Genomic DNA, 21,748 nt, shown 5'->3' with positions numbered 1-21,748 from the left:
TGCCTCAGCCCCGGTCCAGGAGCACCAGCGCCACGTCGTCGGTCAGTTCACCGCCGTTGAGGTCCCGTGCCTCGGTGACCGCGGCCTCCAGCAGGGCCTCGCCGCTGAGTCCGGCCGCCAGCTGGCGGTTGATCATCTCGACCATCCCGTCCTGGCCGAGCCGCTGCTTCGAGCCGGGCGGGCCGACCCGGCCCTCGATCAGGCCGTCCGTGTACATCATCAGGCTCCACGAACCGCCCAGCTCGACCTGCCGGCGCGACCAGCGGGCGCGGGGCAGCAGGCCGAGCGCGGGGCCCCCGTCCTCGTACGGGAGAAGCTGCGCGGCCCTGCCCTGGCGCGCTATCAGCGGTGACGGGTGGCCGGCCAGGCACAGTCCGGCCCGCCGTCCGTCCGGCGCGATGTCGACCGTGCAGAGCGTCGCGAAGATCTCCTCGCTCTCCCGCTCGTGTTCCAGGACCTGCTGGAGCGTGGACAGCAGCTCGTCGCCGCACAGTCCCGCGAAGGTCAGGGCGCGCCACGCGATGCGCAGTTCCACACCGAGGGCGGCCTCGTCCGGGCCGTGGCCGCAGACGTCGCCGATCATCGCGTGGACCGTGCCGTCGGAGGTGCGGACCGTGTCGTAGAAGTCGCCGCCGAGCAGCGCGCGGGAGCGTCCGGGCCGGTAGCGGGAGGCGAAGCGCAGGTTCGAGCCCTCCAGCAGCGGGGTGGGCAGCAGGCCGCGCTCCAGGCGGGCGTTCTCCTGGGCGCGCAGCCGCGACTCGGCCAGCTTGTGCTGCGCGGTGTCGGCGCGCTTGCGCTCCACGGCGTACCGGATGGCCCGGCTGAGCTGGCGCCCGTCGAGCTCGTCGCGGAAGAGGTAGTCCTGCGCGCCGACGCGCACCGCCTCGGCGGCCCGCTCGGCGTCCGTCTCGGAGGTCAGAGCCAGCACGGCGTGCCGGGGCGCGAGGCGCAGCACGTGCCGCAGCGTGGCCAGCCGGTCCCCGTTCTCGCCGTCGTCGCCGGTCTCCGCGGAGGGTCCGGAGGTGGGGGCGGGCAGGGCCAGGTCGAGCAGGATGCAGTGCACGTCGTCCGTGAGCAGCCGTTCGGCCTCGGTGAGGTTCCGGGCGGTGCGGATACGGACACGGGTGCCGGCGGCGTCGAGCAGCGAGGGCACGGTGAACGTCCCCGCCGGATCGTTCTCGATCACCAGCAGGGTGAGGTCGGTGCTGTTCGCGGACACGACGGGGGCGGCCGGGGCGGCGGGACCCGCGACGGCCGGGGCTGACGCGCTCTCCATGCTGCTCCCGGCCTGCTGTTTCGGCAGGACGGCCTGACCGTGTTCCACGGCCGGACTCTCACGCTGCCGCGGTACGGGTACGGGCATCGGTTTCGGTTTCCTTCCCTCCCCCCGAGGGTGCGGCGGCACGACGATCGACGTTCCGCCAAACGGGGACCATAGCGTTACCGGGCACTCCGGCGGAATGCCGTGCGGAAAGCCGGCCGCGGCCGTATGCCGCCTCCCGCAACGCATCCGGCGGCATCGGCGGCTTCCCGCGCCATGACGAACATCACGCCCCCGGCCACCCGTACGGCCCCTCGCGACCCCCGCGCGCCCGGCTTCACTTGTCCGGACGTACGACTCCCAGAATCGGCATCGAACCGGCCCCGGCGATCGTCACGTTCCGGCCGGGGCGGGGCGCGTGCACCATCGCGCCGTCGCCCACGTACATCCCGATGTGGCTGGCGTCGTCGAAGTAGACGATCAGGTCGCCGGGCCGCATGTCCCGCACGTCGACGCGGGGCAGCCGCTTCCACTGCTCCTGCGACGTGCGCGGTATGGCGCGTCCGCCCGCGAGCCACGCCTGCGACGTCAGCCCCGAGCAGTCGAAGGAGCCCGGACCCTCGGCCCCCCAGACGTACGGCTTGCCGATCTGCGCCGTCGCGTAGGCGACAGCCGCCGCGCCGCCCTTCGTCGCCTTGCCGGCGGCGCCCCGGAGCACGCCGGAGTCGAGCCAGGCGGTCTGGGCTCTGAACTGCGCCTCCTGCTCCATCGTGAGGAGCCGCGCCCGCTCCTCCTTCTCCAGCGTCGACTCCAGCTTCTCGGCGGCGGCGATCTGCTTCTTGATCTCCTTCTTCGCCGCTTCCTTCTTCTTACGGCTGGACTCCAGCCTCTGCCACTGGGCGGTCGCGTCCTTGGTGTACGCCTCCAAGTCGGCCTGGGTCCGCGACAGTTCGCCGAGAAGCCCCGCGGCCGCCTGCTGGCCCTCACGGATGCGGCCCGCCCCGTCCAGGAAATGCTGCGGGTCGCCGCTGAGCATCATCTGCGCCTCGGGCGGCAGCCCGCCGGTGCGGTACTGGGCGCGGGCCTCCGCCCCCACCTGCTTCTTCAGCCGGTCGATCCTCTTCTGGCCCTCGACGATCTCCCTGGCCAGCTTCACGATCTCGGACGACTGCTTGTCGGCGCGCTCCTCGGCGAGGTTGTACGCGTCCGTGGCCGCCGCGGCCTTGCGGTAAAGGGCGTCTATCTCGCCGCGTACCGCCTGGAGGATCTGCTCACTCCTCGGCGGCTTGGGGTCCGCGTACGCCTGTCCAGGTGCGGCCAGCACGGTCAGGGCGCAGACCAGCGCGATCGCGGTCGCGGCGCTGCGACGTCGGTTCACAAGCTCCCCCGGATCCCGGATCCCTCATCACATGGCCCCGCATGTGATTTACCGTCAGTAACTTAGGTGCGATGCCGTGATGCTGCCATGTCGTCCGTGAAAACGACAGAGCCCCCACTCACAGGTTTCTGACGAACAGCCGGCCCGCCGCGTTCCCCCTGTCCACCACTCTTCCGAGTAGGTCCAAAACCGTTTCAGCCGGTGCGCGGCTGGAGAGCGGCCCAGTTCACCGTGACTTCGCCCTGCCGCCACCGCCGCTCCCCGTCCGCCAGCGGCCAGTCCGCCGACAGATCGCGCACGGCCTTGATCCAGCGCTGCCGGGCGCCGAGCGAGGCGTACGGAGCGGCCGCCGCCCACGCCCGGTCGAAGTCCCGCAGGAAGGCGTGCACCGGCTCGCCCGGCACATTGCGGTGGATCAGCGCCTTCGGCAGCCGCTCCGCGAGGTCGGAAGGCCGCTCCAGCGACCCCAGCCGCGTCGCGAACGTAACCGTCCGCGGCCCCTCCGCCCCCAGCGCGACCCACACGTGCCGCCGCCCGATCTCGTCGCACGTCCCCTCGACCAGCAGCCCGCCGGGCGCCAGCCGTCCGCACAGCCGCGCCCAGACGGCGGCGACCTCCCCTTCGTCGTACTGGCGCAGCACGTTCGCCGCCCGGATCAGGGCGGGGCGGCGGCCGTCGGGCAGGGGCACCTCGAAGCCGCCGTGCCGGAAGGCGAGGCCCAGCCGCTCGTACGGCTTCGCGGCGGCGACGCGGGCCGGTTCGATCTCGATGCCCACGACCTCGGTGGCGGGTGCGGCGGTACGCAGCCGGCCGAGCAGCTCGACGGCGGTCCAGGGCGCGGCCCCGTACCCGAGGTCGACCGCGACAGGATCGCTGCTGCGTCGCAGCTCAGGGCCGTGCGCGGCGGCGATCCAGCGGTCCATGCGGCGCAGGCGGTTGGGGTTGGTCGTCCCGCGGGTGACGGCGCCGACCGGGCGCGCGGGGGAGGTGCGGGAGGCCATGAAGCGAGGGTAAACGCCCGCGCGGCCCGGTAAAGGTTGAGGCAGCCGAAGTAATGATTTGGCAAAGCGGAAATTGGAGGGGGTCATTCCGCTGTTTGGGCTCAACGGAGGGCGGACCGCGCGCCCTCGCCCTGCCATGTCCCGAGCGAGGAGGATCCGTCGACGTGAGCCAGTACGTCTCCCGACTCGCCGGCACACTGGCGACGCCGCCCCGCCTCCGGCTGCCCGGCGGCCACCACCGCAAGCCGCGCCGGATCGCCATGCTCAGCGTCCACACCTCCCCGCTGCACCAGCCGGGGACGGGCGACGCGGGCGGCATGAACGTCTACATCGTCGAGCTCGCCAAGCGCCTAGCCGCCATCAACATAGAGGTCGAGATCTTCACCCGCGCGACCACGGGCGGCCTGCCGCCCAGCGTCGAGCTGTCGCCCGGCGTGCTGGTCCGCCACGTCGACGCGGGTCCGTACGAGGGCCTGGCCAAGGAGGAGCTGCCCGCCCAGCTCTGCGCCTTCACGCACGGCGTGATGCAGGCCTGGGCCGGCCAGCGACCCGGCTACTACGACCTCGTCCACTCCCACTACTGGCTCTCCGGACACGTCGGCTGGCTCGCCGCCGAACGCTGGGGCGCGCCCCTCGTCCACGCCATGCACACCATGGCGAAGGTCAAGAACGCCGCGCTGGCGGCGGGCGACACCCCCGAGCCGGCCGCGCGCGTCATCGGCGAGACGCAGATCGTACGGGCGGCGGACCGCCTCATCGCCAACACGGCGGAGGAGGCGGACGAACTGGCCCGCTTCTACGAGGCCGACCCCGGCAAGATCGCCGTCGTACACCCCGGCGTGAACCTGGACCGCTTCCGCCCTGCCGACGGCCGGGCAGCGGCCCGCCACCGCCTGGACCTCCCCCAGGACGCGTTCATCCCGCTCTTCGCGGGCCGCATCCAGCCGCTCAAGGCCCCGGACATACTCCTGCGAGCGGTAGCCGTGCTCCTCGACAACGACCCGTCGCTGCGCTCGAAAATCGTCGTACCGGTCGTCGGCGGACCGAGCGGCAGCGGCCTCGCCAAGCCGGAGGGCCTGCAGAAGCTGGCGGCCCGCCTGGGCATCGCCGACGTCGTACGCTTCCGCCCGCCCGTCGGCCAGGACCGTCTGGCGGACTGGTTCCGGGCGGCCTCCGCGCTGGTCATGCCCTCCTACAGCGAATCGTTCGGCCTGGTCGCGATAGAGGCCCAGGCGTCCGGCACGCCCGTCGTCGCGGCGGCGGTCGGCGGCCTTCCGGTAGCCGTACGGGACGGGCAGACCGGCATCCTCGTCGAGGGCCACGACCCGGCCGGATACGCCCGCGCGCTGCGGCGCTTCATCGACGAACCGGGCCTGGCGGACCGGATGGGCGCGGCGGCCGCCCGCCACGCCCAGTCCTTCGGCTGGGACACCGCCGCGTCCGCCACGGCCGACGTGTACACGGCCGCGATGCACGAACACCGCCGTCGCGTACGCTCGCACCATGGCTGACGCGCAGCAGCAGGGCATCGAGACGCTAGAGCAGACGCTGAAGGACGCGGAGCTGGAGTGGGAGAGTCCTGAGCCCGGCTCGTACGTGGTGAAACTCCCCGGCACCCGCAAGCTCTCCACGACGTGCTCCTTGATCGTCGGTCGCCACTCCCTCTCCATCAACGCCTTCGTGATCCGCCACCCGGACGAGAACGACGCGGCGGTGCACCGCTGGCTGCTGGAGCGCAATCTGCGCCTGTACGGGCTGAGTTACGCGATCGACAGCCTCGGCGACATCTACCTGACCGGCAAGCTGCCGCTGTCAGCGGTCACTCCCGGCGACGTGGACCGCTTGCTGGGGAGCGTTCTGGAGGCGGCGGACGGCAGCTTCAACACGCTGCTGGAACTGGGCTTCGCGAGCGCGATCCGCAAGGAGTACGCGTGGCGGGTGTCGCGCGGCGAGTCGACGAGAAACCTGGAAGCGTTCACGCACCTGACCCAACGGCCCGACTGACCTGCCGAACGGCCCCGCCTCCACGTTGGAGGCGGGGCCGTTCGAATGCGGCGACAGCTCGCCGGCTTTCGTCAGTCCTTGTCGCGGTGGCCCTTGTGGGCGTGGCCCTCGTGGTGCTCCTCGCCCGAGGCGTGGGCGGCGTGGAGCTTGGTGATGCCGTTGCGGCCGCCGATGTTGACGAAGCCGAACTCCCCGTACTCTCCCCCCTCGTGGTGGCTGTAGCTCTTGTACCCCTTGGAGCCCTTGTGGCCCTTCTCGACGTGCTCGCCGTGGTGCTTCTCGCGCGAGGAGAAGGAGCCGTGGGCCTTGGTGATGCCCTTGCGGCCGCCGATGTTGAGGGCGTCGACCTCCCCGTGGGCCTTCTTGGCGTCGTAGCGGTTGGACTTGTAGGGCCTGCCGTCGTCCATGGTGGCGGCGGCAGCGGGGCCGGCTGCCATGAAGCCGGCGGCGGTGATGCCGACGAGGGTGATAGCGACGCGACGAAGCATGTTTCGCTCTCCTGTTACGTACGTGACGGGTGGGGCCTGACGGGGTCTGACTCCACCTCACCCCGCGGGCACTCGTCAGCGGCACACGCCATGAGGTCATCCGGACGGGGGAGACCCCTGCATCCGATCGGTCGCACCAACTGGTGACCCCAGGCCCGCCCACCGACGGCACGCGACCGCGCCCGACCCCGCCTCGCCTGCCTGGCCGCCGGGGAGGGGACGTGTCGGGGCGCTCCCCGCAGGGCGTTGAACGCAACCACCGCGAACGAACCAGCACCTACCCGAACGTTCGACGCCCGAGGAGACGCCCCGGCGCGGCACCGCCCCCGAAGCTCCAACCCCCTTCCGCCCGCCCCCACCCCGTGGCATGCTCGCCGCCGACGCACATATGAACACCGTTCACATACTTGGAGGCGAAGTATGGGTCAAGGTCAAGGTCAACAAACCATCACCAGACTCGGCCTGATCACCGCGATAGCCCTAGCAGCGGCAACCACCCCCACCCCAGCGCACGGCACCGCCCGCCGAAGCTCCCCGCCCCCCACCACCCCGTAGTGGCCAACGTCCTCACCACGGCGCCAAGCCCGACAACTCCGCCGACGCCGCCCCCGCGATCAACCGCGCCCTGGCCGCCGCCGGCGCCCGCGGCGGCGGCACCGTCCTCGTCCCGCCCGGCACGTACCGCATCGACGACGTCATCCGCATCGGCCACAGCAACGTCGTCCTGCGCGGCGCCGGCAGCTGGGACGACAAGACCAAGCTGACGAGCTACGTCCCGTACGAATGGCCCGTACGCATCACCCGCGTCACCGGCACCACACTCACCCTCGAACGCCCCCTGCCGCTCGACATCCGCCCCGAGTGGGACCCGAGACTCACCACCCTCACCACCCCCCTCACCGGCTCCGGCGTGGAAGGCCTCACCCTGGAAGCGGTCGAGACGCCGCAGGCCCCGCACCTCCTCGACAAGGGCTACAACGGCGTCACTTTCCAGTGCGCGTACGACTGCTGGGCCGAGGACGTCACCGTCCGCCACGTCGACAACGGCTTCGGCCTGGTCGCCGCCTCCGCCTGCACGCTCCGCCGCACGCGCGTCGAAGGCCGCGGCTCACACCACCCGTACTTCTGCCGCGAAGGCTCCCACGACGACCTCGTCGAGGACTTCACCATCGCGCAGCGCACCACCCCACCCCCCACGGGCACCCAGCTCCACGGCATCAACGTAGAAGGCCTGTCCAGCTACAACGTCTGGTCACGCGGCGTCATGCACATGGGCACCTTCGACACCCACCGCGGCATGCCGTTCGCCAACGTCCGCACGGAGATCACGGTGAACAACAACGGCCGCCACGGCGGCGACGCCTCCGCCGGTCCGCTCTACGGCGCCCGGTTCACCCACTGGAACGTGACCGTCACCAACGCCCGCGCCGGCCTGGTCAGGATCGACACCATCGCCCCGTACAGCGCGACCGTCGGCATCAGCGAGGTGAGGGAGTTCGACCAGACCGACGTCCCCGATTTCACCGGGCCTCTGCACAGCCGCCTGGAGGCGTACGGATGCCCCACTTCCGTACACCCGCCCAACCTCTACGAGGCCCAGCGCGCCCTCACCCGCTGACCTTCTCCCCGTCCGCATCAGGAGCCGGAACGGGGACGACCGCCACCGCACCCGCACCGGCCACCGCACCAGCACCGGCACCTGCACCCGCCACCGCACCAGCACCGGCCGCCGCCACCGCAGCAGCCTCCGCCTCCGCTTCCTCCTCCGCCCCAGCGAGCACCCGCCGCAGCAGCGTCGCGTACCCCGCCGCGGCGACCACGCCGATGACCCCGCACCCGATCCACAGCACGTCGGGCCCGGGCCCGTCCACGATCCAGCCCGCCAGGATCGGCGCCAGGAAGCCGGCCAGGGCCCAGGACATGCCCATCACGCCCTGGTACCGCCCCCGCGCGTGCTCCGGGGCCAGCCGCGCGGTGGCGGCGGCGTTCGTCGGCACGTGCACCATCTCGCCGAGCGTCCACACCACCACGGTCACCGCGAACAGCAGCGGCGTCCCGGCCAGCGCGGTCGCCCCGGTCCCGGCGGCGAACAGCAGCGAGGAGACGGTGAGCAGCGCGGCCGGTGAACGCCGGTCGGTGATCTTGTTGACGAGCAACTGGAAGCCGACTATCACCACACCGTTGACCGCGATGACCATGCCGTACGCACTCGGCTCAAGACCCTCGCCGGCCATCGTCAGCGGCAGCCCCACCCACGGCGCGGTAAAGATGAGGCACACCAGCAGGTTGAGCAGCACCAGCGTCCGGAACGGCCCGTCCCGCAGCACCTCGACCAGACTCACCTTCGTCCCGTTCGTCCCGCCGGCCGCTTCTTCCCCCTTCACCGCCGCCGGGACGGCGGGCCGGGTCTCCGGCAGCCGCAGGAAGACGATCACCGCGCACAGCACGGTCGCCGCCGCGTCCACCAGGAACAGCGTCCGGTAGCCGAAGACGATCGCCGCGCCACCGCCGAGCGCGGCGATCGCGAAGCCGAGGTTGAGCGCCCAGTAATTCAGGGCGTACGCGCGCCTGCGCTCGTGCTCCGGCACCAGGTCGGCGATGGTCGCGCCGATGGCCGGGCGTACCGCCTGCATGGCGACGCCCATCAGCAGCACCACCACGGCGACGCCGACCGCGCTGGTCACCACGGCGAGCGCGGCCGCGCCCGCCGCCGTACCGAGGTGCCCGGCGATCATCGTGGGCCGCCGCCCCCATCGGTCGGTGAGCATCCCGCCGAGCGGCGAACCGGCTATCCCGCCGAGCCCGTGCAGCGCTATGACGAGTCCCGCGTACCAGGCCGAGTAGCCCAGCTCCTGCGTCAGATACAGCGACAGGAAGGTCAGGACGAAGGCACCGGTGCGGTTCACCAGTGTCGAGGTCCACAGCCACCAGAAACCGTCGGGCAGCCCCGAGACCGTTTCCTTCGCGGCACGTCCGATCGTGGCCATGGACATACGTCATCCCCCCAGGGACCTTCGGTGGCGGCGGTGGACGCCTGTAAGCGGCTGAAGCGGTATCCGCAAATTACAAGGGCGACGCTCCCCCGGCCACTCAATTGACGCGAGCCGTCAACCGTCCGAGGCGTCCATTAGTCTCGTACGCATGGCCGACGCACCGTACAAGCTGATCCTCCTCCGCCACGGCGAGAGCGAATGGAACGCGAAGAACCTGTTCACCGGATGGGTGGACGTCAACCTCACCGAGAAGGGCGAGAAGGAGGCGGTACGCGGCGGTGAGCTGCTCGTCGAAGCCGGCCTGCTGCCCGACGTACTGCACACCTCGCTGCAGAAGCGCGCCATCCGCACCGCCCAGCTCGCGCTGGAGGCGGCGGACCGCCACTGGATCCCCGTGCACCGCTCCTGGCGCCTGAACGAGCGCCACTACGGCGCCCTCCAGGGCAAGGACAAGGCGCAGACGCTCGCCGAGTTCGGCGAGGAGCAGTTCATGCTCTGGCGCCGCTCGTACGACACCCCGCCGCCGGTCCTCGAAGACGGCACGACGTACTCCCAGTCCGACGACCCGCGTTACGCGACGATCCCCAGCGAGCTGCGCCCGCGCACGGAGTGCCTCAAGGACGTCGTCGAGCGCATGCTGCCGTACTGGTACGACGGCATCGTCCCGGACCTGCTCGCGGGCCACACCGTCCTGGTCGCCGCCCACGGCAACTCGCTGCGCGGCCTGGTGAAGCACCTCGACGGCATCTCCGACGAGGAGATCACCGGCCTCAACATCCCCACGGGCATCCCGCTCTACTACGAGCTCGACGCCGACTTCCGCCCCGTCACCAAGGGCGGCAAGTACCTCGACCCGGAGGCCGCGAAGGCCGCCATCGAGGCCGTGAAGAACCAGGGCAAGAAGAAGTAACACGCACGGATCGAGCCCCCTGGCGCGGATTTTCCGCGGCAGGGGGCTCGGTGTTGCTGCGTGACGTGAAGGTTCCCGACGGTCCGCGATGTACGCGGTACGCATGTACGCGAAGAGGCGAGCGCACGATATGAGCGACACCCTGCTGACCACATTGGCCGCCACCATGGCGCAGTTGGTCACCGCCATCGACCTGACGGACGAGGACGACGTCGATCCGGACCTGGCCACGACCTGGTTCGAAGACGTCGCCGACAACCTCGGCAGGCTCTCCGCCGACGACCGTCACCGGCTCGCGGCGCTCTTCCGGGAAGCGGCCATGGAGGAGACGCGCCCGGAGTTCCGGGAGGCGATGCTGGAGGTGCCGGAGAACTTCGGGCTCGAGGACGACGACGATGACCGGTACGACGACGGGGACGCGGCGTAAGCGGGTCAGCCCGTACGGAACGTACCGAACGTAAACAGGTCAAGCCGTACCCAATGTGACAGGTCAGCCCGTATGGAAAGGGACCCGTCCGCACCGGACGGGGCCCTTTCCATACGCACCGGCAGCCCCGCTAGCCGCAGCAGCCACCGCACTGGCACGGCGCGCCCGACTGGCAGCCGCAGCCGCAGCTCGACCCGCAGCCGCACGCGCCGAGGACGGGCAGCGACGCGGGACGGTGGTGGACCGCTTCAACCGGCGGTTCCTGCTGGGAGTTGGGCGTGGGGGAATCGGCCATGGGGATCCTCCTCGAAGGCGCGCGCGGCGTACTCCTGCTGCCCATTGGATGCCCACTCCAGCGGGCGCATCAACGGCGCACACGCGCAATGCTCCGATGTGCCGCGCCTACGCGCCTGCGCGCCTACGCGTCTACTCGCCCTGCGCGGGCTGGGGCGTCGTGGCGGCCGCCGCCTGGAGCTCGTCCGCGTGCTCACCCGTCACCAGGTACACCACGCGCTTGGCCACTGACACCGCGTGGTCGGCGAACCGCTCGTAGTAGCGGCCGAGCAGCGTGACGTCGACCGCCGTCTCGATGCCGTGCTTCCAGCGGTCGTCCATCAGGTGCTGGAACAGCGTGCGGTGCAGCAGGTCCATCTCGTCGTCGTCGTGCTCGAGCTGGAGCGCGAGGTCGACGTCCTTCGTGGTGATGACCTCCGCGGCCTTCGCCATCAGGCGCTGCGCGAGCTGACCCATCTCCAGCATGGTGGCGTGCAGGTCGTGCGGTACGGCCGAGGCCGGGAAGCGCAGCCGGGCGAGCTTCGCCACGTGCTGGGCCAGGTCGCCCGAACGCTCCAGGTCGGCGCTCATCCGCAGCGAGGTGACGACAATCCGCAGGTCCGTCGCCACGGGCTGCTGGCGGGCCAGCAGGGCTATGGCGCGGGCTTCCAGGTCGTGCTGGAGATCGTCGACCTTCTGATCGGCGGCGATCACGCTCTCGGCGAGCTTGAGGTCCGCGTCGAGCATGGCCGTGGTGGCCCGCCCGATGGCGGAGCCGACGAGCCGGGCCATCTCGACCAGGGCTTCACCGATCGAGTCAAGTTCCTCGTGGTACGCGTCGCGCATGTGAAAGTCCCTCTCTTGTCTTTCTGAGGCCTCTGAACCCCACGCTCCCACGTTCTGTCCGTTACGCGTCCGATTCCGGCACCCCAAGTGAACCAACCCCATCCCCTTGGTGAACTCTGAGCGACGAGTGTTCGAGAGGCCACCCATTTGGCTGGGGGAGTGTCACAGCCCCCGCTTAACCTGGGTGCATGGACGTGAACGCGGCAGTCGCCGCAGCAGCAGCGATCGCCGGTCTGCTGACCGGTGTGATCGCCGTGCTGACGTTCCGCTGGAGCGAGCGCGAGCAGGCCAGGCCCACCCGGTCCTCCATGCGGCCCGACGTCAACGCGGTGCTGCCGCCGGGCGTCGACACCGTGCTGTCCGTGCTCCGCTCCTCCGCCGTCGTACTGGACGAGAGCGACAGCGTCGTCAAGGCCAGCTCGGCGGCGTACGCACTCGGGCTCGTCCGGGGCGGGAAGCTGGCCGTCGATCCCATGCTCCACATGGCCCGCGACACCCGCCGCGACGGTGAGATACGCCAGGTCGAGCTGGACCTCCCGCGTCGCGGCACGGGCCGTGGCGAGGCTCTCGCGGTCTCCGCCCGCGTCGCCCCGCTCGGCTCGCGCCTCGTACTGCTCCTGGTGGAGGACCTCACCGAGGCCCGCCGCATCGAAGCGGTACGGCGCGACTTCGTCGCGAACGTCAGCCATGAGCTGAAGACTCCTACGGGTGCGCTGTCGCTGCTCTCCGAGGCCGTCATGGACGCCTCGGACGACCCTGAGGCGGTCACCCGGTTCGCGGGCCGTATGCAGATCGAGGCGACCCGCCTCACCAATCTGGTCCAAGAGCTCATTGATCTTTCCCGCGTCCAGAACGACGACCCCCTGGAGGACGCGGAACCGGTCCGCGTCGACGAACTGGTCGCCGAAGCCATGGACCGCAGCCGCCACGCCGCGTCCACCAAGAACATCACGATGGCCGCCGGCGGCACCGATGGCCTGTACGTCTGGGGCAACCGCGGCCAGCTCGCCGCCGCCCTCGGCAACCTCGTCGAGAACGCCGTCAACTACAGCCCGGCCCGTACCCGCGTCGGCATAGCGGGCCGCAGGATCTCCGCGCCCGGCGGGGACCTGATCGAGATCGCCGTCACCGACCAGGGAATCGGCATCTCCGAGAAGGACCGCGAGCGGATCTTCGAGCGCTTCTACCGCGTGGACCCGGCCCGCTCCCGGGCCACCGGAGGCACGGGCCTCGGCCTGGCCATCGTCAAGCACGTGGCCGCCTCGCACGGCGGGGAGGTCACGGTGTGGAGCTCCGAGGGACAGGGCTCCACCTTCACCCTGCGACTGCCCGAGGCAGCCGCGTCACGCGACCGGTCCCCGGTCGCCGCCCCGGACGACGACGAGTCGGCAGATACTGCTGCCGGGCCGTACGAGACCACTGATCGCGAACCCATTCCCCACCCGGAGGTCCTTCCGTGACCCGAGTGCTCGTCGTCGAGGATGAGGAATCCTTCAGCGACGCCCTGTCCTACATGCTCCGCAAGGAGGGCTTCGAGGTCGCCATCGCGGCCACCGGCCCCGACGGGCTCGACGAGTTCGAGCGCAACGGCGCCGACCTCGTCCTGCTGGACCTGATGCTCCCCGGCCTGCCCGGCACCGAGGTCTGCCGACAGCTCCGCAGCCACTCCAATGTCCCGGTCATCATGGTGACCGCCAAAGACAGCGAGATCGACAAAGTCGTGGGCCTGGAGATAGGAGCCGACGACTACGTCACCAAGCCCTTCTCCTCGCGGGAGCTGGTCGCCCGCATCCGCGCGGTCCTGCGCCGCCGCGGCGAGCCGGAGGAGGTCACTCCGGCCGCTCTGGAGGCCGGTCCGGTCCGTATGGACGTCGACCGCCACGTGGTCACGGTAGGCGGCGGCAAGGTCGACCTCCCGCTGAAGGAGTTCGACCTCCTGGAGATGCTGCTGCGCAACGCGGGCCGGGTCCTCACCCGCATGCAGCTGATCGACCGCGTCTGGGGCGCGGACTACGTGGGCGACACCAAGACCCTCGACGTCCACGTGAAGCGCCTGCGCGCCAAGATCGAACCGGACCCGGGTGCGCCCAGATATCTGGTGACGGTCCGCGGCCTGGGCTACAAGTTCGAGCCGTAAAGTCGAAAACTGATCATGCATGCTGAAGGGGGCGCTCTTGCCGGTACGAACCGGCGGGAGCGCCCCCTTCAGCATGCTGCGCGTGATGCTGCGCGTGCGTACGGGCGTCAGTGGGACGCGCCGTGCTCATCGGCGTCGTCCTCGGGCTCCGAGGCGCCCTTCGACGGGCTCGTCGACGCCGTGGCGCCCGCCGCGCCCGTGGCCGCGCCCGTCGGGGTGCCCGAGGGGGTGGTGGTCGCCGTGCCGGACGGCGCCTGGGCCGGCGGCTTCGGGAGCTCGCTCGGGCCGACGTCCTTGAAGTAGTGCGTCGCCGGGACGACGAACGCCCGCAGCTCCACCGTGCCGGTCTCGCTGAGCTCGAAGCGCACGGGCTGCGCGTCGCCGGCCTTCGCCGCCTCGCGGCCGTTCTCGATCACGGCGGAGGCGTTGCCCTTGCCGCCGAGGAGGAGCGAGCCGCCGGCGGGCACGGTCAGCGGGCCGGAGCCCTTGGCCGGCTTGAGCGTCACCTTGGCGCTGGTGCCGGGCAGCGTGATCGCTTCGAGCGTCTCCGCCTTGGTGCCGTTGTTGAACACCATGCCGGTGACGACCGCGGGACCCTCGGCGTCGGGCTTGGGCTGGGTGACGATCGTCGCGTTTTGGATCTTGATGTCGTCGACGCTGGCCGCGGCGTTGTCCGGCCTGACTTGCAGTGTCTGCGCGTCGTTGCCCGCCCCACAGGCGGCAAGCGAAGCGATCGAGAACACGATGGCGGTGGCGGCGAGGGCACCGCGTCGAAGGCTGCGGCTCACGGCGGAGGCATCTCCTGTTAGACGGGTTCGAGCGGCGTAAAGCCGCCCTAAGGGTGTGTCAGCGCGCTTAGGTTACCGAGCCGCCGTCCGGCCCTCGCACCCGACCCGCCCCACCCCGCCCGCCCATACCGGCCACCGGTGACGCGGCGGCTTGTTTCGTACGGCGCTCACAAATCCGCAGGGCGGCGTACGTGCGTCCCGCATGCGGATTATTCGTAAGGAATGTATGGGGGCCGGGGGAATTGATCACGGTCGTCGTGATCAATTCCCGATTCCGGCCGAACGGGTGACCGGTCGCCGAACGGAGTACGTCAAGTTCACCGCTTGGAACCCGGCAAAACGGGACGTTCGGCCTCTTCGGGGGGCTCCGTGATGTGTGTAACGTACGCGTTTCTCTCCGCCCGCACAGCCGCTCCGACCTGCGAATACCCGCTTCCGGAAGGCCTGCGCAGCACGTTCCTGTTGCTGTTGTCAAGCCCCGAGATACGCCCTGACCTGCGGAAACGCCATTCAGAAGAAGCCGTATCCGTGTTACTCTGGATAGCCACGGAAGGGGTACCTGTCACATGACGTTCAAGGTTGGCGACACCGTGGTCTATCCCCATCACGGGGCCGCGCTGATCGAGGCTATCGAAACTCGCCAGATCAAAGGCGTGGACAAGACCTACTTGGTGCTCAAGGTCGCCCAGGGTGACTTGACTGTTCGTGTGCCTGCGGACAATGCGGAGTTCGTCGGTGTACGCGATGTAGTCGGTCAGGAAGGGCTCGACCGGGTCTTCGAGGTGCTCCGCGCACCGTATGCCGAAGAGCCGACGAACTGGTCCCGGCGCTACAAGGCAAATCTCGAAAAGCTCGCCTCCGGTGATGTCATCAAGGTCGCCGAGGTAGTGCGCGACCTGTGGCGCCGTGAGCGTGAGCGCGGTCTCTCCGCAGGTGAGAAGCGCATGCTCGCCAAGGCGCGCCAGATCCTGGTGAGCGAGCTCGCACTCGCGGAGAACACCAATGAAGACAAGGCCGAGGCTCTGCTCGACGAGGTCCTCGCGTCCTGACTCCGGGTCGCAGGGTCTCCTTCCCTGATACCCAGTAACGATGCCGCGGTGCCCGCCGGCAAGGTCTCCGGCCCTTGTTGCGGGCGCTGCGGCATGTTGCGTTCACTGCGCTTGCGTGCACGGCGCGCGCCTGATCCCCGGTCCCGCAGATCAGCCCCGCTGATCTTTCGCGCGCCCGCGATGCCTTGATCCCTTGGTGCTTCGGTGCTTCGGGCTCCGGTGTGCCGGGCCCGGGCTGCTGGCCTCGACCAGTCGTCACGGAAGGGGCCGGTCAAGGCATCGCGCCCGGCACGCTGTGCGCATACCCATGAACGCCGCGGACACAAACCTGGCGGACCCGAACCCGTTCCCGAAGCTTTTCGGCCCCGGAGCTACAGATGACAGACGAATCCCGTCCCCCGTCCACTCCGCGCACCGCCGCCGTGATCCCCGCGGCCGGCCGCGGGGTACGGCTGGGCCCGGGCGCGCCGAAGGCGCTCCGCGCGCTGAGCGGCACCCCCATGCTGATCCACGCGGTACGGGCCATGGCCAACTCCAGGGCCGTCTCCCTCGTCGTCGTGGTGGCCCCGAAAGACGGCGCCGTAGAGGTGAAGAACCTCCTCGCCGAACACGCGCTGCCCGAGCGGACGGACTTCATCGTCGTACCGGGCGGTGAGACCCGCCAGGAGTCGGTGCGGCTCGGACTCGCCGCGCTGCCCGCCGACATCACCGCCGTCCTCGTGCACGACGCCGCCCGCCCGCTCGTGCCGGTCGACACCGTCGACTCGGTCATCGAGGCCGTACGCGACGGAGCGCCGGCCGTGGTACCCGCCATGCCGCTCGCCGACACCGTCAAGGAGGTCGAGCCCGGGGAGAAGGGCGCGCCCGAGCCGGTCGTCGCCACGCCCGAGCGGGCCAGGCTGCGCGCCGTACAGACTCCGCAGGGCTTCGACCGCGCCACGCTCGTGCGCGCGCACGAGACGATCGCGGCGAGCGGGGAAGGCGCGACGGACTGCGCCGGCATGGTCGAGCGGCTCGGCGTGCAGGTCGTGGTCGTACCCGGCCACGAAGAGGCATTCAAGGTGACCCGGCCGCTGGACCTCGTCCTGGCCGAGGCGGTACTCGCCCGCAGGAGGGCCCACGATGGCTTCTGAGCTTCCCCCGGTCGTTCCCGGTCCCGTTCCCCCGCTGCCGCAGGTCGGCATCGGCACGGACATCCACGCCTTCGAGGAAGGCCGCGAGCTGTGGTGCGGCGGCCTGCTCTGGGAGGGCGAGGGGCCCGGCCTCGCCGGCCACTCGGACGCCGACGTGGTGGCGCACGCCGCCTGCAACGCGCTCTTCTCCGCCGCCGGTCTCGGTGACCTCGGAGCGCACTTCGGCACGGGGCGTCCCGAGTGGTCCGGTGCGTCGGGCATCACCCTGCTGACGGAAGCGGCGCGGATCGTACGGTCCGAAGGCTTCGGGATCGGGAACGTCGCCGTCCAGGTCGTCGGCGTACGGCCGAAGATCGGCAAGCGGCGGGAGGAGGCGCAGAAGGTGCTCTCCGCGGCGGTCGGTGCGCCGGTTTCGCTGTCGGCCGCGACGTCCGACGGCCTCGGCTTCACGGGGCGCGGCGAGGGGCTTGCGGCGATCGCGACGGCGCTGGTCGTTCGCACGGGCTGAGGTTCGCACGGGCTGAGCGGGGCGGGCCTGCGGCGCTGTTCCCCTACCCGCCCCTTCCCGAAACTGGGGCGCTGCCCCAGACCCCGCTCCTCAAACGCCGGAGGGGCTGGATGGTTGCGGGCGCCAGTCCGCCCGCCCCGCCGCCCCCGTACAGGAAAGGGTCGCTAGGCACTGTCGTCCGCCCACTACCCTGGTGTGGTGACTATTCGGCTGTACGACACCAGCGCCCGGCAGACTCGCGACTTCTCCCCGCTCACACCGGGCTGCGTCTCGATCTACCTCTGTGGCGCTACCGTGCAGGCCGCCCCGCACATCGGCCACATCAGGTCGGGCCTCAACTTCGACATCATGCGCCGCTGGTTCACCTACCGCGGCTACGACGTCACGTTCATCCGCAACGTCACGGACATCGACGACAAGATCATCAAGAAGTCGGCGGAGCAGGGCCGCCCCTGGTGGTCGATCGGGTACGAGAACGAGCGCGCCTTCAACGACGGCTACGCCGCCCTCGGCTGCCTCCCGCCCACCTACGAGCCCCGCGCCACCGGCCACATCACCGAGATGGTCGAGATGATGCGCGGCCTCATCGAGCGCGGGCACGCGTACGAGGCCGACGGGAACGTCTACTTCGACGTGCGCTCGTACCCCGGCTACCTGGAGCTCTCCAACCAGGACCTGGACAACCTCCTCCAGCCGTCCGGCGAGGGCGAGACCGGCAAGCGCGACCCGCGCGACTTCGCCATGTGGAAGGCCGCGAAGCCCGGCGAGCCGAGCTGGGAGACCCCGTGGGGACGCGGGCGTCCCGGCTGGCACCTGGAGTGCTCCGCGATGGCCCACAAGTACCTGGGCAAGGCGTTCGACATCCACGGTGGCGGAATCGACCTGATCTTCCCGCACCACGAGAACGAGATCGCCCAGGCCAAGGCCTTCGGTGACGACTTCGCCACGTACTGGGTGCACAACCACTGGGTCACCATGGCCGGCGAGAAGATGTCGAAGTCGCTGGGCAACTCGGTCCTCGTCAGCGAGATGGTCAAGGCGTGGCGCCCCATCGTGCTGCGCTACTACCTCGGTACGCCGCACTACCGCTCCACCATCGAGTACAGCGAGGAAGCCCTGCGCGAGGCCGAGTCCGCCTTCGCGCGCATCGAGGGCTTCGTCCAGCGCGTGATGGAGAAGGCGGGGGGCGTCGTCGAGCCCTCGGCGGAGGTCCCGCCCGCCTTCGCCGAGGCGATGGACGACGACCTCGGCGTCCCGCAGGCGCTCGCGATCGTCCACACCACCGTGCGCCAGGGCAATTCCGCGCTGGCCGCCGACGACAAGGACGAGGCCGTCGCGCGGCTCGCGGAGGTACGGGCGATGCTCGGCGTCCTCGGCCTCGACCCGCTCGCCGAGCAGTGGTCGGGCGGCGGCACGGAGCGCGGCGAGGACCTCCACGGGGTCGTGGACACGCTCGTACGCCTCGTACTCGACCAGCGTCAGTCGGCCCGTGACCGCAAGGACTGGGCCGCGGCCGACGCCATCCGGGACCAGCTCCAGCAGGCCGGTCTCGTCATCGAGGACAGCCCGTCGGGCCCGCGATGGACCCTCGGTTCGCGCTGACCGGCGCGCCCGGCGACGCCGAGCGGGGCACACTTTCACTTATACGTACGCACGTCTGAAGCAACGGAACAGGTAACAGGTCATGGCCGGGAACAGCCAGCGCAGGAACCGCCGCACGTCCAACAAGAAGGGCGCTACGGTCGGCAGCGGTGGCCAGCGGCGCAAGGGCCTTGAAGGCAGGGGCCCGACGCCGCCCGCCGAGGCGCGCAAGAAGCACAAGAAGAACCGCATCGCCACCGCCAAGGCCAAGCAGGCCGCGGTCCGCCGCCCCGCGCCCCGGCGCGGCGGCGTCAAGGGGACGTCCGAGATGGTCGTCGGCCGCAACCCGGTCTTCGAGGCGCTGCGCGACGGCGTCCCGGCGACCACGCTGTACGTCCAGCAGTACATCGACAACGACGAGCGGGTGCGCGAGGCGCTCCAGCTCGCGGGCGAGCGCGGCAACATCAACCTGATGGAGGCTCCGCGTCCGGAGCTCGACCGGATGACGAACGGCCTGAACCACCAGGGCCTCGTCCTCCAGGTCCCCCCGTACGAGTACGCGCACCCGGACGACCTCACGGCGGCGGCGTACGACAAGCACGAGGACCCGCTGATCGTCGCCCTCGACGGCGTGACCGACCCGCGCAACCTCGGCGCGATCGTCCGTTCCGTCTCCGCGTTCGGCGGGCACGGCGTGGTCGTGCCGGAGCGCCGCGCGGCGGGCATGACGGCCGGTGCGTGGAAGTCGTCCGCCGGTACGGCGGCCCGTACGCCGGTCTCCCGCGTCACCAACCTGACGCGCGCCCTGGAGGGCTACCAGAAGGCCGGGATCACGGTCGTGGGCCTGGCGGCCGACGGCGAGCACACGGTCCAGGACCTGGAGCAGCTCGGCGGCCCGGTCGTCATCGTCATCGGCAGCGAGGGCAAGGGCCTCGGCCGCCTCGTCGGCGAAACGTGCGACTACCTCGTGCGCATCCCGATGCCGGGCGGCGCCGAGTCGCTGAACGCCGGTGTGGCGGCGGGCATCGTGCTCTGGGAGGCGGCGCAGCGCAGGCGTTGACCGGGGACCGAGGGAGAAGTCGGTTATGTCCCAGTAAGGGGGTCTTGACGGGTCTCGGACAGATCGGAGGCGTCAAGGCAGTGTCCTAACCACACGTCCCTCGGTTAGATGAGTGTGGACACCAGAACACCCGGGTTCGACGATCAGCCCGCCCTGAGCATGGTCAAGGTGCCCTGCGATCCAGCGCAGGTCATCGTCAACCACGCCAGCTTCCGCGTGCAGCTCGCCCCAGCCTCGAGCCGGCGTCCCGTCCCGCCGTACGCGGGGGCGGGCGGTGTGAGCAGTGGGCCGGGGGACACGGCGCGCATGCCGGCGATGGCCGGCACGGCCATCGTCCGGCGGCGGGCGCCCGTCGTCTGGAGCGGGAAGTCCGAGCCGGGAGACCCCGGCGCGACGGGGCTGCTCCAGGCCGTACGGAACTCCTCCGCCGGCGAGCGCCTCGACAGCGGCGCCACGCAGGTCATCCCCCGGCTCCCCGCGGACGAGAACGCGGACGACACCGCGGCGATCCCCACCGTCATCGGGCCGCGCGCCTCCGAGCCGCCCCGGACGCCGATGCTGCCCCGGACGAGGCAGGCCGTCGGCGCGTACGACGCCCCCGACCGGAACGGCGAAGACGCCCACGCCGGCAGGGAGTTCGACGACGACGAGTTCGCGGACGACGACGAGTACGGCGCGGAGAACGAGCGCATCCGCCGCAACGGCGCCGACCCGGTCCGGCACGCGTACTACCCCGGTCGGCGCATGAACCTCGGCGTGGTGCTGCTGCCACTGCGGGTGTTCCTCGGATTCATCTCCATCTACGCCGGCATGGGCAAGCTCTGCGACCCCGTCTACTTCGACGGCGGCGAGCGCGGCTCCATGGTCAAGTGGCTCACGTCGCTGCACCCCTGGACCGTCGCCGAGCCGCTGCGCGACTTCGCGCTGAGCCACCCGGTGGGCGCCGGCCTGACCGTGGCGTTCCTCCAGGTCGTCGTCGGCGTGCTGACGGTGCTGGGACTGTGGCAGCGGGTCGCCGCCTGCTTCGGGACGCTGCTGTCCGCCGCGCTGCTCATGACGGTGAGCTGGAAGACCGTACCGGCGTACGACGCGCCGGACATCATCTACCTCGCCGCCTGGTCGCCGCTGATCATCGCCGGCGCGCCCGTCTACTCCATCGACGGCCGTCTCGCCGGCGAGGCCTGGCGCAAGCTCGGGCCGCGCTCGGAACTGTGGGAGCTGCGACGGCGCGTACTGCGGCGCGGCGCCGTCGTCGCCTCCCTGGTGGTCGGACTTACTTTGCTCATCGGCTCGATGCTGGGCGGGGCCGTACGGTCCTCGGACCTGGTGACCGTGCCCGGTCCGAACGACGACCCGACCAACCACCTCCCCGGCGCCCCGCTGCCCCAGGAGACCGGCGGCGCCTCGGGCCGTGCCTCGCAGGGCCCGACCGGCCGAAGCCCCGCTCCCTCCGCGAGCAGCTCCGCCGGCCCCTCGGCCACGGCCACGACGCCGGGCGCCGTCCGCGAGACCGGCACCGTCGGCACGGAATCCCAGCGGCCGACCGCGACGCAGGGCAGCACGGCGGGCCAGGCCCCGCCCCGGCAGCAGCCCCCGGCTCCGCAGCCGCCCACCACCAGCGCCGGACCGACGTCCAGCGGCGGCGCGGGCAGCGGCGGGACCACAGGCGGCGGCGGCACCACCGGTGGCGGCACGACGGGCGGCGGCACCGACGGCGGCACCACGGGCGGCAGCGGCGGCAGCAGTGGTGGCGGCAGCGGGAGCGGCGGCAACGGCGGCAGGGTGATCGGCGGCCTGCTCGGCTAGGCGGCTCGGCGGTAGGCAGTACGGCCAGGTGGTACGGCGAAGGGCCCGGCGCACGGGATGTGCGCCGGGCCCTTCGCCGTACTGGCACTGGTACCTGGGACCGGT

Annotated in this window: 20 protein-coding genes and 1 pseudogene; 13 read left to right on the top strand and 8 right to left on the bottom strand. The window is 70.9% G+C overall.

Annotation, left to right across the window (positions count from 1 at the left end; all coding sequences use genetic code 11):
* Positions 1-4: 4 nt before the first annotated feature.
* The 3 genes from G412_RS0125855 to G412_RS0125845 all read right to left on the bottom strand — a co-directional run bounded on the left by G412_RS0125855 (position 5) and on the right by G412_RS0125845 (position 3,640).
* Entirely contained in the window at positions 5-1,276 is a 1,272-nt protein-coding gene (locus G412_RS0125855; RefSeq protein WP_425274514.1) for a PP2C family protein-serine/threonine phosphatase, read from the bottom strand.
* 322 nt (positions 1,277-1,598) lie between these two features.
* Positions 1,599-2,639 (bottom strand): C40 family peptidase, encoded by a 1,041-nt coding sequence (locus tag G412_RS0125850; RefSeq protein ID WP_028814616.1) that lies wholly within the window; start codon positions 2,637-2,639, stop codon positions 1,599-1,601.
* A 194-nt stretch (positions 2,640-2,833) separates the two neighbouring features.
* Positions 2,834-3,640, bottom strand: coding sequence for a class I SAM-dependent methyltransferase (locus G412_RS0125845; RefSeq protein ID WP_028814615.1), 807 nt, complete (start codon positions 3,638-3,640; stop codon positions 2,834-2,836).
* Between the two features lie 164 nt (positions 3,641-3,804).
* Between G412_RS0125845 and mshA the strand changes: the two genes are divergently transcribed.
* Entirely contained in the window at positions 3,805-5,151 is a 1,347-nt protein-coding gene (gene mshA, locus G412_RS0125840) for a D-inositol-3-phosphate glycosyltransferase (RefSeq protein ID WP_028814614.1), read from the top strand.
* A complete protein-coding gene (locus tag G412_RS0125835) occupies positions 5,144-5,644 on the top strand; it encodes a type III secretion system chaperone family protein (protein ID WP_028814613.1) in 501 nt (166 codons plus the stop codon). Before mshA ends, G412_RS0125835 begins: the two co-directional genes overlap by 8 nt.
* Before the next feature lie 71 nt (positions 5,645-5,715).
* Here the strand turns inward: G412_RS0125835 and G412_RS35985 are convergent, their stop codons facing one another.
* Positions 5,716-6,132, bottom strand: a complete 417-nt coding sequence (locus G412_RS35985; protein WP_037649895.1) for a hypothetical protein — start codon at positions 6,130-6,132, stop codon at positions 5,716-5,718.
* A 538-nt stretch (positions 6,133-6,670) separates the two neighbouring features.
* On the opposite strand from G412_RS35985, the pseudogene G412_RS35980 reads away from it, so the two are divergent.
* Positions 6,671-7,750 (top strand): annotated as a pseudogene (locus G412_RS35980) (glycosyl hydrolase family 28-related protein); the annotation flags it as partial.
* Here G412_RS35980 and G412_RS35975 read toward each other — a convergent pair.
* Entirely contained in the window at positions 7,740-9,119 is a 1,380-nt protein-coding gene (locus G412_RS35975) for an MDR family MFS transporter (protein WP_341860600.1), read from the bottom strand. The pseudogene G412_RS35980 and the gene G412_RS35975 overlap by 11 nt on opposite strands.
* A 154-nt stretch (positions 9,120-9,273) precedes the next feature.
* Between G412_RS35975 and G412_RS0125810 the strand changes: the two genes are divergently transcribed.
* Both G412_RS0125810 and G412_RS37355 read left to right on the top strand, forming a co-directional pair.
* Positions 9,274-10,035, top strand: coding sequence for a phosphoglyceromutase (locus tag G412_RS0125810; protein ID WP_028814611.1), 762 nt, complete (start codon positions 9,274-9,276; stop codon positions 10,033-10,035).
* Between the two features lie 130 nt (positions 10,036-10,165).
* A complete protein-coding gene (locus G412_RS37355) occupies positions 10,166-10,462 on the top strand; it encodes a hypothetical protein (protein ID WP_157839157.1) in 297 nt (98 codons plus the stop codon).
* A 130-nt stretch (positions 10,463-10,592) separates the two neighbouring features.
* Here the strand turns inward: G412_RS37355 and G412_RS40310 are convergent, their stop codons facing one another.
* Both G412_RS40310 and phoU read right to left on the bottom strand, forming a co-directional pair.
* On the bottom strand, positions 10,593-10,757 hold the full coding sequence (locus G412_RS40310) for a hypothetical protein (RefSeq protein ID WP_167546491.1): 165 nt from the start codon (positions 10,755-10,757) through the stop codon (positions 10,593-10,595).
* Positions 10,758-10,888: 131 nt separating this feature from the next.
* Entirely contained in the window at positions 10,889-11,581 is a 693-nt protein-coding gene (gene phoU, locus G412_RS0125800) for a phosphate signaling complex protein PhoU (protein WP_028814610.1), read from the bottom strand.
* A 188-nt stretch (positions 11,582-11,769) separates the two neighbouring features.
* Here phoU and phoR point away from each other — a divergent pair, with 188 nt between their 5' ends.
* Positions 11,770-13,041, top strand: coding sequence for a two-component system sensor histidine kinase PhoR (gene phoR, locus G412_RS0125795; protein WP_028814609.1), 1,272 nt, complete (start codon positions 11,770-11,772; stop codon positions 13,039-13,041).
* Complete coding sequence (gene phoP, locus G412_RS0125790; protein ID WP_028814608.1) at positions 13,038-13,718, top strand: two-component system response regulator PhoP; 681 nt, start codon at positions 13,038-13,040, stop codon at positions 13,716-13,718. Before phoR ends, phoP begins: the two co-directional genes overlap by 4 nt.
* Positions 13,719-13,825: 107 nt before the next feature.
* Here phoP and G412_RS0125785 read toward each other — a convergent pair whose 3' ends face one another.
* On the bottom strand, positions 13,826-14,506 hold the full coding sequence (locus G412_RS0125785; RefSeq protein WP_028814607.1) for a copper chaperone PCu(A)C domain-containing protein: 681 nt from the start codon (positions 14,504-14,506) through the stop codon (positions 13,826-13,828).
* 566 nt (positions 14,507-15,072) lie between these two features.
* Here G412_RS0125785 and G412_RS0125780 point away from each other — a divergent pair.
* The 6 genes from G412_RS0125780 (at position 15,073) to G412_RS0125755 (ending at position 21,643) form a co-directional block, all read left to right on the top strand.
* A complete protein-coding gene (locus tag G412_RS0125780; RefSeq protein WP_006380568.1) occupies positions 15,073-15,555 on the top strand; it encodes a CarD family transcriptional regulator in 483 nt (160 codons plus the stop codon).
* Between the two features lie 377 nt (positions 15,556-15,932).
* On the top strand, positions 15,933-16,688 hold the full coding sequence (gene ispD / locus G412_RS0125775; RefSeq protein WP_028814606.1) for a 2-C-methyl-D-erythritol 4-phosphate cytidylyltransferase: 756 nt from the start codon (positions 15,933-15,935) through the stop codon (positions 16,686-16,688).
* A complete protein-coding gene (gene ispF / locus G412_RS0125770; protein ID WP_028814605.1) occupies positions 16,678-17,196 on the top strand; it encodes a 2-C-methyl-D-erythritol 2,4-cyclodiphosphate synthase in 519 nt (172 codons plus the stop codon). The genes ispD and ispF overlap by 11 nt, the downstream gene beginning before the upstream one ends.
* A gap of 198 nt (positions 17,197-17,394) precedes the next feature.
* Positions 17,395-18,798 (top strand): cysteine--tRNA ligase, encoded by a 1,404-nt coding sequence (gene cysS / locus G412_RS0125765; RefSeq protein WP_028814604.1) that lies wholly within the window; start codon positions 17,395-17,397, stop codon positions 18,796-18,798.
* Between the two features lie 82 nt (positions 18,799-18,880).
* On the top strand, positions 18,881-19,837 hold the full coding sequence (rlmB, locus tag G412_RS0125760; protein ID WP_028814603.1) for a 23S rRNA (guanosine(2251)-2'-O)-methyltransferase RlmB: 957 nt from the start codon (positions 18,881-18,883) through the stop codon (positions 19,835-19,837).
* A gap of 108 nt (positions 19,838-19,945) precedes the next feature.
* Positions 19,946-21,643 (top strand): DoxX family membrane protein, encoded by a 1,698-nt coding sequence (locus G412_RS0125755; protein ID WP_028814602.1) that lies wholly within the window; start codon positions 19,946-19,948, stop codon positions 21,641-21,643.
* Positions 21,644-21,748 lie beyond the last annotated feature (105 nt).

This window comes from Streptomyces flavidovirens DSM 40150 (genome assembly GCF_000429085.1).
Taxonomy (GTDB): domain Bacteria; phylum Actinomycetota; class Actinomycetes; order Streptomycetales; family Streptomycetaceae; genus Streptomyces; species Streptomyces flavidovirens.
This window is presented reverse-complemented; position numbering and strand designations above follow the sequence as displayed.

Bases quoted from the DNA above. Each gene is read 5' to 3' on its own strand.
- G412_RS0125855 (WP_425274514.1), bottom strand. From the start codon at position 1,276: ATGGAGAGCGCGTCAGCCCCGGCCGTCGCGGGTCCCGCCGCCCCGGCC.
- G412_RS0125845 (WP_028814615.1), bottom strand. From the start codon at position 3,640: ATGGCCTCCCGCACCTCCCCCGCGCGCCCGGTCGGCGCCGTCACCCGC.
- G412_RS0125835 (WP_028814613.1), top strand. From the start codon at position 5,144: ATGGCTGACGCGCAGCAGCAGGGCATCGAGACGCTAGAGCAGACGCTG.
- G412_RS35985 (WP_037649895.1), bottom strand. From the start codon at position 6,132: ATGCTTCGTCGCGTCGCTATCACCCTCGTCGGCATCACCGCCGCCGGC.
- G412_RS35975 (WP_341860600.1), bottom strand. From the start codon at position 9,119: ATGGCCACGATCGGACGTGCCGCGAAGGAAACGGTCTCGGGGCTGCCC.
- G412_RS0125810 (WP_028814611.1), top strand. From the start codon at position 9,274: ATGGCCGACGCACCGTACAAGCTGATCCTCCTCCGCCACGGCGAGAGC.
- G412_RS37355 (WP_157839157.1), top strand. From the start codon at position 10,166: ATGAGCGACACCCTGCTGACCACATTGGCCGCCACCATGGCGCAGTTG.
- G412_RS40310 (WP_167546491.1), bottom strand. From the start codon at position 10,757: ATGGCCGATTCCCCCACGCCCAACTCCCAGCAGGAACCGCCGGTTGAA.
- phoU (WP_028814610.1), bottom strand. From the start codon at position 11,581: ATGCGCGACGCGTACCACGAGGAACTTGACTCGATCGGTGAAGCCCTG.
- phoR (WP_028814609.1), top strand. From the start codon at position 11,770: ATGGACGTGAACGCGGCAGTCGCCGCAGCAGCAGCGATCGCCGGTCTG.
- G412_RS0125780 (WP_006380568.1), top strand. From the start codon at position 15,073: ATGACGTTCAAGGTTGGCGACACCGTGGTCTATCCCCATCACGGGGCC.
- ispD (WP_028814606.1), top strand. From the start codon at position 15,933: ATGACAGACGAATCCCGTCCCCCGTCCACTCCGCGCACCGCCGCCGTG.
- ispF (WP_028814605.1), top strand. From the start codon at position 16,678: ATGGCTTCTGAGCTTCCCCCGGTCGTTCCCGGTCCCGTTCCCCCGCTG.
- rlmB (WP_028814603.1), top strand. From the start codon at position 18,881: ATGGCCGGGAACAGCCAGCGCAGGAACCGCCGCACGTCCAACAAGAAG.
- G412_RS0125755 (WP_028814602.1), top strand. From the start codon at position 19,946: ATGAGTGTGGACACCAGAACACCCGGGTTCGACGATCAGCCCGCCCTG.